The sequence below is a fragment of the Amycolatopsis rhizosphaerae genome (genome assembly GCF_007713715.1).
Lineage (GTDB): Bacteria > Actinomycetota > Actinomycetes > Mycobacteriales > Pseudonocardiaceae > Amycolatopsis_E > Amycolatopsis_E rhizosphaerae.
In genome coordinates this window covers 1-7,257 of record NZ_VJWX01000371.1, presented here as the reverse complement: position 1 = coordinate 7,257, position 7,257 = coordinate 1, and the positions used below count along the sequence as shown (strand labels likewise).

The 7,257-nt window shown below is 72.9% G+C and carries 8 protein-coding genes; 4 read left to right on the top strand and 4 right to left on the bottom strand.

The genetic code is table 11. From position 1 onward, the window contains the following. Nucleotides 1-93 precede the first annotated feature (93 nt). The gene (locus FNH05_RS27705) at nucleotides 94-1,641 is read right to left on the bottom strand and encodes an alpha/beta hydrolase (protein WP_246127975.1); all 1,548 of its coding nucleotides are present in this window, start codon (nucleotides 1,639-1,641) and stop codon (nucleotides 94-96) included. Nucleotides 1,642-1,774: 133 nt separating this feature from the next. On the opposite strand from FNH05_RS27705, the gene FNH05_RS27700 reads away from it, so the two are divergent. Next, nucleotides 1,775-2,344 (top strand): GNAT family N-acetyltransferase, encoded by a 570-nt coding sequence (locus FNH05_RS27700; protein ID WP_144591774.1) that lies wholly within the window; start codon nucleotides 1,775-1,777, stop codon nucleotides 2,342-2,344. A 206-nt stretch (nucleotides 2,345-2,550) separates the two neighbouring features. Here FNH05_RS27700 and FNH05_RS27695 read toward each other — a convergent pair whose 3' ends face one another. Beyond that, the gene (locus FNH05_RS27695) at nucleotides 2,551-3,141 is read right to left on the bottom strand and encodes a TetR/AcrR family transcriptional regulator (protein WP_246127974.1); all 591 of its coding nucleotides are present in this window, start codon (nucleotides 3,139-3,141) and stop codon (nucleotides 2,551-2,553) included. Between the two features lie 80 nt (nucleotides 3,142-3,221). Between FNH05_RS27695 and FNH05_RS27690 the strand changes: the two genes are divergently transcribed. Together FNH05_RS27690 and FNH05_RS27685 are read left to right on the top strand one after the other, a co-directional pair. After that, nucleotides 3,222-4,052, top strand: coding sequence for a nitroreductase/quinone reductase family protein (locus FNH05_RS27690; RefSeq protein ID WP_246127973.1), 831 nt, complete (start codon nucleotides 3,222-3,224; stop codon nucleotides 4,050-4,052). Between the two features lie 20 nt (nucleotides 4,053-4,072). After that, nucleotides 4,073-4,930 (top strand): PhzF family phenazine biosynthesis protein, encoded by an 858-nt coding sequence (locus FNH05_RS27685; protein ID WP_144591771.1) that lies wholly within the window; start codon nucleotides 4,073-4,075, stop codon nucleotides 4,928-4,930. 18 nt (nucleotides 4,931-4,948) lie between these two features. Here FNH05_RS27685 and FNH05_RS27680 read toward each other — a convergent pair whose 3' ends face one another. After that, complete coding sequence (locus FNH05_RS27680; protein ID WP_144591769.1) at nucleotides 4,949-5,695, bottom strand: pyrimidine reductase family protein; 747 nt, start codon at nucleotides 5,693-5,695, stop codon at nucleotides 4,949-4,951. Between the two features lie 110 nt (nucleotides 5,696-5,805). Between FNH05_RS27680 and zapE the strand changes: the two genes are divergently transcribed. Next, nucleotides 5,806-6,846: a cell division protein ZapE gene (zapE, locus tag FNH05_RS27675; RefSeq protein ID WP_144591768.1), complete on the top strand. Its 1,041-nt coding sequence runs from the start codon at nucleotides 5,806-5,808 to the stop codon at nucleotides 6,844-6,846. Here the strand turns inward: zapE and FNH05_RS27670 are convergent. Continuing rightward, nucleotides 6,740-7,257 (bottom strand): phosphatase PAP2 family protein (locus tag FNH05_RS27670; RefSeq protein ID WP_144591766.1); only part of this gene is annotated, 518 nt, incomplete at its 5' end. The genes zapE and FNH05_RS27670 overlap by 107 nt on opposite strands.

The following is a 7,257-nucleotide window of genomic DNA, read 5'->3' as shown; positions in this document are numbered from 1 at the left end:
GCGCCGGAGGGTGGGACTCGCCCAAGCAAGGACCCCCTTTGCCGGGGCCCTGGTCGATACTCCCGTGAGGGGACCCCTCACGGGAAAGAACGCCTAAGCCGGGCAGAGGGTGCCGTCGCTGGGGACCTTGCCGTCGGCGAGGAAGGCCCGGACGGCTTCGCCGACGCACGGCGAGGCCAGTGCGCCGTGCCCGGTACCCTGCCAGCCGACGCGGACCGCGCTGGACATCTGCTGGGCGGCCCGGATCGTCCCCGGTTCCGGGGTCACCGGGTCCGTTGCCGTGCTCGTCACCAGGACGGGCGGCAACCCCGGCACGCCGAGCGAGGGCAGCGCGCCGGTGCGGCCGGGCCAGGGCAGGCACCACACCAGCCGCTGCGTGGCCAGCCCGCCGAACAGCGGCGAGCGCTGCCGGAGCCGCCCGGTCAGCGTGGTGATCTGGTCGGCGGGCATGCGGGTCGCGGTGTCGTTGCATTCGGTGGCCATGGCGCCGTCGAACCGCGACGGGGCCACCTGCGAGCCGTTGAGCAGCGCGCCGAGGAACGCGGCCAGCCGGGCCGGGTCACCGCCCTGCGCCGCGTGGATCGCATCGGCCAGTTCGGGCCAGCGGGCCCGCTGCGCCAGTCCGGCGATGATCGCGTTGAGCGCGGCGCCGGGGCCGAAGTTCGCCCCACCGGGCAGCATCGCCGGCGCGGACCGCAACTGCTGCAGCAGCGCGGTCACCGCGGCCGTGGCGTCCTGGTTCAGCGCGCACCCCCGGGCGGCGCAGTCGGCGCCGAAGGCGTCGAGCGTGGCCTGCTGGGCGGTGACGAGGTCACCGAGCACGGTGGCCGGATCGCCGGAGGGGTCGCGGAGCCCGTCGAGCACCACGCGGCCGACCTGGGTGGGGAACCGGTTCGCGTAGGCGATCACGACGCCGGAGGCCTCGCCCCGGGCGATGACGTTGAGTTGCGGGACGCCGAGCTGGTCGCGGATCTCTTCCAGATCGCCCGCGGTGCGCCCGCTGTCGAGTGCCTGCTGGCCGCTGCCGAGCTCGATCGCGCACTGCTGGCCTGCCTTGCGCGCCGCGTCGAGCAGGCCGTCGACGTCGGGGGCGGCGGGGTCGTGGTTGAGCAGCTGGCCGCGGATGTCGGACGGGACGCAGCTGACCGGGTCGGAGTCCCCGGTGCCGCGCCGGTCCACGCCGATCAGCGAGAACCGCTGCAGCAGCGGTGCGGGCAGCGAGGCCGCCAGGTGGGCGGCGAAGAGCCCGCCGGACTCCCCTTCGACGTCGTTGAGCACGATCAGTGGGACCGGGCCGTCACCCACCTTGGTCAGCGCGATCCGGGTGCGGACCCGGCCGGGCAGGTCAGGGGCGTCGAGCACGGAGGCCGCCTCCGCGCAGGTGAACCGCAGTGAGGGGGGCACCGCCGGGGGTTCGAGCCGCGCACGGATCTGCCGATCGCAGTCGGACCAGGCGATCGACGGGGACTGGGGCTCGGCCAGCGGGGGCAGCGGCACGGGTCGCGGGCTCGCCGAAGTGGCGGTCGGCGACTGCTGGTCGTTCTCGATCACGGCCGGGCGCTGGGACGGCCCCGCCGTGCACCCGGCGAGCAGGCTGGGCACCAGCACGGCGAGCAGCAGCAGGTGTTGCCGGCGGAGCAAGACGAGTCCCCTCACTTCGATACGCGTTGCCCTGGAGACCTTCGCATGCCGCCGGTGAGCACGGGGTAAGCGGGTCGCGGCCTGTTCCGGCCATCGGGCCGGTGACGCGCGCGGGCGGGCGCACAGTCGATCCATGGCTCCTTCCACCCCTGTCATTCCCGCTGGACGGCTGGCCGCGAACCGGCAGCCGCGGCTGACCGTGGACGAACTGATCCTGCGCCCCTGGCGCACCGGCGACTCGCCCCGGCTGGTGGAGGCGTACCGGGACGAAACGATCCGCCGCTGGCACGGCCGGTCGATGAGCGAAGCCGGCGCGGCGGCCTGGATCGCCGAGCGGTCGCGGCGGTGGACGACGGAGACCGGAGCGGACTGGGCCGTGGTCAGGGACGACGACGTCCCGATCGGGCGGATCGCCCTGCACCGGCTGGAGCTGGCCAGGGGAACGGGCAAGGCAGCCGCCTGGGTGGTGCCGGAGGCGCGCGGCGGGCGGATCGCGCCGCGGGCACTGGACGCGATCACCCGGTGGTTCTTCACCGAGATCGGCCTGCACCGCATCGAACTGACCCACTCGACCGCCAACACCCCGCCCTGCCAGGTGGCCGCGCGGGCCGGTTACGCCTATGAGGGCACCAAACGGCGGGAGGCGCTGCATGCCGACGGCTGGCACGACATGCACCTGCACGCCCGCCTCGATGACGATTAGGGCGTGAATCAAAGTGGTTCGCGTGGCGGTGCGGGTAGCGGAACCTGAGGCGGTCCCTGGCTGCGGGATCGCCTCCTCATGAATGGCAATTCATGCGCGCTGGCAGTGGTGTTCTTGCCAGGAACCGCCTCAGAACCCGCAGCGGTGCGAGCCGACAGCGTGGAGCAAGCGGCTCCGCCGCACTAGGGCGCGAACGGCGCGGGCCGTCAGCCGTCCTCCCCGGCTCCGCCGTGCAGGATTCCGGACAAGGCGCGCAGGCACGTCTCGCGCAGTTCGTCCCGCGAGAAAGCCCGATGCTGCAACCATTCCACGCACAGGACGCGGACGAACGACAGCCACGCCAGCAGCGCGGCGGAGACCAGCTCCCGCCGGTCGCCGGGTACCGCCGCCGCCTCGACCATCAGGCCGCGGAGGGCACCGAGCTCGGCGGAGATGATGCCCTGGATCACCGGATCGCCCGCCAGTTCGCGGTTGGCGGCGAGCGTCGTGCGCGCGTTGTCGGCGAAGAAGTCGATGTGCGCATCGAGTCCGGCACGCACCCAATCCGTCAGTGAGCCGTGGCGGCCGGTTTCCGTCGCGGCCAGAAGGCGGTCGGCGGCACGCTGGTAGATCGCCGCGAACAGGTCCCGTTTGGTGGGGAAGTAGCGGTAGACCAGTGCGCGGGACACCCCGGCCTCGGCGCCGACCTGTTCCATCAGCACCTCCTCGTAGGGATGCGTGGCGAACAGGCGCGCGCCGATGTCGATCAGCTGGTTGCGTCGCTCGTCCGGGTGGAGGCGCCGCCGCGGGGTGGTCACCACGCCAGCTTAGTTGACACGCGTCTACTATGCGGCCTAGCGTCATTAGTAGACGCACGTATAGCAAAGGAGGTAGGCCGATGAACGCACGTCGCGTCCCCGTGAGCCCGCAGGCGGCCATGACCGAGGCCGACTACGCCTCCGCCTTCGGCATCGCTCGTCCCTGCGGCGACGTGCGCACGGCGGAGTGGTGGGCCCGCGCGCTCTGGGAGGACGCCTCGCTTCCCACGCGGTGGTTCCTGCTCGCCGGGTGGAGAGGGGTGCTCGGCCTGCGCCTCTCACCCCGTTCCTCGCCCCGGCGCGTCCTGGGCTGGGCGATCACCCGCTCGACTCCGGAACTCGTCGTGCTCGACGCGTCTTCTCCGCTCATGGCCGCGCGGAACGTCATCCGCGTCGACGGGGACGACCTGGTCTGGACCACGCAGGTGCGCTTCCTACGGCCGCTCGCGCGCCTGGTCTGGGCACCCGCGGCACTCGTGCACGAGCGGCTGGTTCCCCGTGCGCTGACCCGGGTCACGCAGGATCCGGCGGCCCGCAAGCACCGCCGCGTCACCGCGTTCCAGCGCCGCGTCCTCAACCCGCTCACGCGCGCGCTGCCGTTCCAGACCCTGCTGGAAACCACGGGCCGCACCTCCGGGCTGCCTCGCCGCACCCCGATCGCCGGCCGCCGGCTCGGTGACGAGTTCTGGTTCGTCTCCGAGCACGGGGACCGGTCGCAGTACGTGCGCAACATCCGGGCGCAGCCCCGCGTCCGGGTCCGCATCGCGGGCCGGTGGCACGCCGGCACCGCCGAACTGCTGCGGCAGGACGATTCCCGGGCGCGCCTGGACAAACTGCCGAAGATGAACAGCGCCGCCGTCCGCGCGGTGGGCACGGACCTGCTGACCGTCCGCGTGGATCTCGACCGCTGAGCGCGTGGCATGCTGCGGGCGTGAACACGACAGCGGAAGTCCTGCGTTACGCAGCGTTCGACGTCGCCGGTGAGGGCGGCAACCCGGCCGGGGTCGTACTCGACGCCCGCGGGCTCGGAGAGGCGAAGATGCTCGCCATCGCCGCGGAGGTCGGCTACTCCGAAACCGCGTTCCTGGTCCGGGAAGGCGACAGCCGCCGGTTCGACGTCCGCTACTTCAGCCCACTGGCGGAAGTGCCGTTCTGCGGGCACGCCACGATCGCTTCGGCGGTCGCCTTCGCCCTCCGCGAAGGCGTGGGCGACCTGCTGTTCCGCACCCCGGCGGGGGAGGTGCCGGTCGCCACCGGGCTGGTGGACGGCCGGGTGAACGCCACGCTCACCAGCGTCCGGCCCGCCGTGCGGGAAGCCGCCGAGCAGGACGTGGAAGCCGCGCTGGAGGCGCTGCGCTGGCAGGCCGGGGACCTCGATCCGGCGATGCCGCCCCGCGTCGCCAACGCCGGTGCGAGCCATCTGGTGCTCGCCGTGGCCGGGCGTGACCGGCTGGCGGAACTGGACTACGACTTCGACGCGCTCGGCGCCGTGATGGCGCGGTGCGGCTGGACCACGCTCCAGCTCGTCTGGCGGGACGGGGCAACCGGGGAGTTCCACGCCCGCGACCCGTTCCCGCCCGGCGGTATCTACGAGGATCCGGCCACCGGCGCGGCGGCCGCCGCCTTCGGTGCCTACCTGCGGGAGCTCGCCCTGGTCGAGACGCCCGCCCGGATCGTCATCCACCAGGGCGCGGACATGGGCCGCCCGTGCCGCCTCGTGGCCGACATCCCCGCGGAAGCGGGAACGGGCATTTCGGTCAGCGGAACCGCGACCGAGATCGCGGCGTAGCCGCTTCCCCGCCGGTCCTCAGTCCCGCTTGCGGTAGCGGAGGAGGGTGAACCCGTCCTCGTACAGGACGGAAGCCAGGTCGAGGCGCTGGATCCCGCCGGCCGTCCGGCCCATCGCGATGCGGCCGGCGCCGGCGCCCGCCAGCACCGGCGCCACGGTGAGGCAGAGCTGGTCGACCAGGTTCTCCGCGATCAGCTCGCCGAACAGGTGCGGGCCGCCCTCGCAGTCGATCCTGCGCAGCCCGCGCCGGGACAGTCCGCCCAGCGCGGCGGTGAGGTCGATCATCTTCTCGCCCGCGACGAGGAGGTCCGCGCCCGCCTCGGCGAGTGCCGCGCGGCGCTCTTCGGGCGCGCTCTCCGTGGTGATCACGATCGGCGGGACGGTCGTGTCGGTGAACAGCGGTGAGGCCGGATCCAGGCGTGCGCTGCCGCTGACCACGGCGATCGGCGGGATGGGGGACAGGCCGAGGCGGCGGCGCCGCTCCTGGCGCTCGGCGGTGGACCGGGCACCCCGGTAGCCCTCCTCGCGCACCGTCCCGCCACCCACCAGGATCACGTCCGCCAGATCACGCCCCATCAGGAACACCCGTTTGTCGGCGGGATGCGACAGGCCCTCGGACACCCCGTCGGCGGTCACCGCGCCGTCCGCCGAGGACACGAAGTTCACCTGCACCCACGGCCGGTCCAGCCCCGACGGGTAGTCGTAGAGCCGTTCCAGATCGGCGTCGGTCACGTCGTCGCGTTGCAGGGGCCAGAGCATCCGCATGATCCGATCCCAGCACGCCGGGAAACCGCGGTCGAGCCGGGCCGGTGATCTCAATCGCAACCGGCGCCGAGGCGGCGGAGCGGCCGGGGCACCCGGCTAGGCTCGAACGCATGCCCTCCGCCGCCCACCTGACCGACCGTCGCCCCGAAATCGGGGCCGACGAGCTGATCGCCTCGATGGTGCCGCCGCCGCGGTTCGACGCGGTCCGGTTCGCCACGTACGTGCCGAACCCGGACGAGCCGAGCCAGGCCCAGGCGGTGACCTCGTGTGCCTCCTTCGCCGAGGGCATCCCGGCGGGCACGGCGAAGAAGTCGCGGTTGCGTGCCCTGTTCGGCGGCGGTTCCGGCGACTCCCGTGCGCACGGCCTGTACCTGGACGGCGGGTTCGGCGTGGGCAAGACCCACCTGCTGGCTTCCGCGTGGCACGCGGCCCCCTCGCCCAAGGCGTACGGCACCTTCGTCGAGCTGACCCACCTGGTCGGCGCGCTCGGCTTCAACGAGGCGGTGCGGCGGCTGTCGGAGCACCGGCTGCTGGCCATCGACGAGTTCGAACTCGACGACCCGGGCGACACCATGCTCGTGACCCGGTTGCTGCGCGAACTGACCGACGCCGGCGTGTACGTGGCCGCCACCTCCAACACCCTGCCGGACAAGCTGGGGGAGGGCCGCTTCGCCGCCGAGGACTTCCTGCGGGAGATCCAGTCGCTGTCCCAGCGGTTCTCCGTGGTGCGCGTCGACGGCCCGGACTACCGGCACCGCGGCCTGCCCGAGCCGCCGCCCCCGGTCACCGACGACGCGCTCGAAGCCTCCGCCGAAGAGCACGAAGGCGCCACGATCGACGACTTCGACGCCCTGTGCGACCACCTGGCCCGCCTGCACCCGTCCCGCTACGGGCGCCTGATGGACGGCGTCTCCCGGGTGCACCTCAAGGGCGTGCACTCCGCCCCCGACCAGAACGTCGCGCTGCGCCTGGTCGCCTTCGCGGACCGGCTCTACGACCGGGCCATCCCGGTGCTCGCCTCGGGGCAGCCGCTGTCGGAGCTGTTCACCGAGGAGATGCTGCAGGGGGGTTACCGGAAGAAGTACCTCCGGGCGGTGAGCCGTCTGACCGCTCTGGCGCGCGACGCGGCACCGGCAGGAACGACACGCTGAGCGACACGCCGAGCACCGCCGCGACCGCGAACAGCGCCCCGCCCGCCACGTCGATCGGGTAGTGGTAGCCCAGACCCACCAGCCCGACCCCGGCGACGGCGGTGACGAGCACCGCGAGCGCGCCCGAGACCAGCCTGCCCGTGCCCGGGCGGGCCAGCAGCACGAGCACGGTGAGCACGGCGACCAGGCTCACCGTATGACCGCTCGGATAGGCCAGGTAGTCCTTGAGGTGCCGGTCGAAAAGCGGTTTGAGCACCCAGGAGTTCAGCGCCACCGGGATCGCCGTGCCCGCGACGCACAGCAGCGCTCCTCGCCAGTGTCGTCCCAGGGCGCACAAGAGCGTGATGAGGGCGATCAGGGGCAGCAGGACGTACGGCTCGGTCGGCTGCACGAACAGGTCGAGCAGGCCGT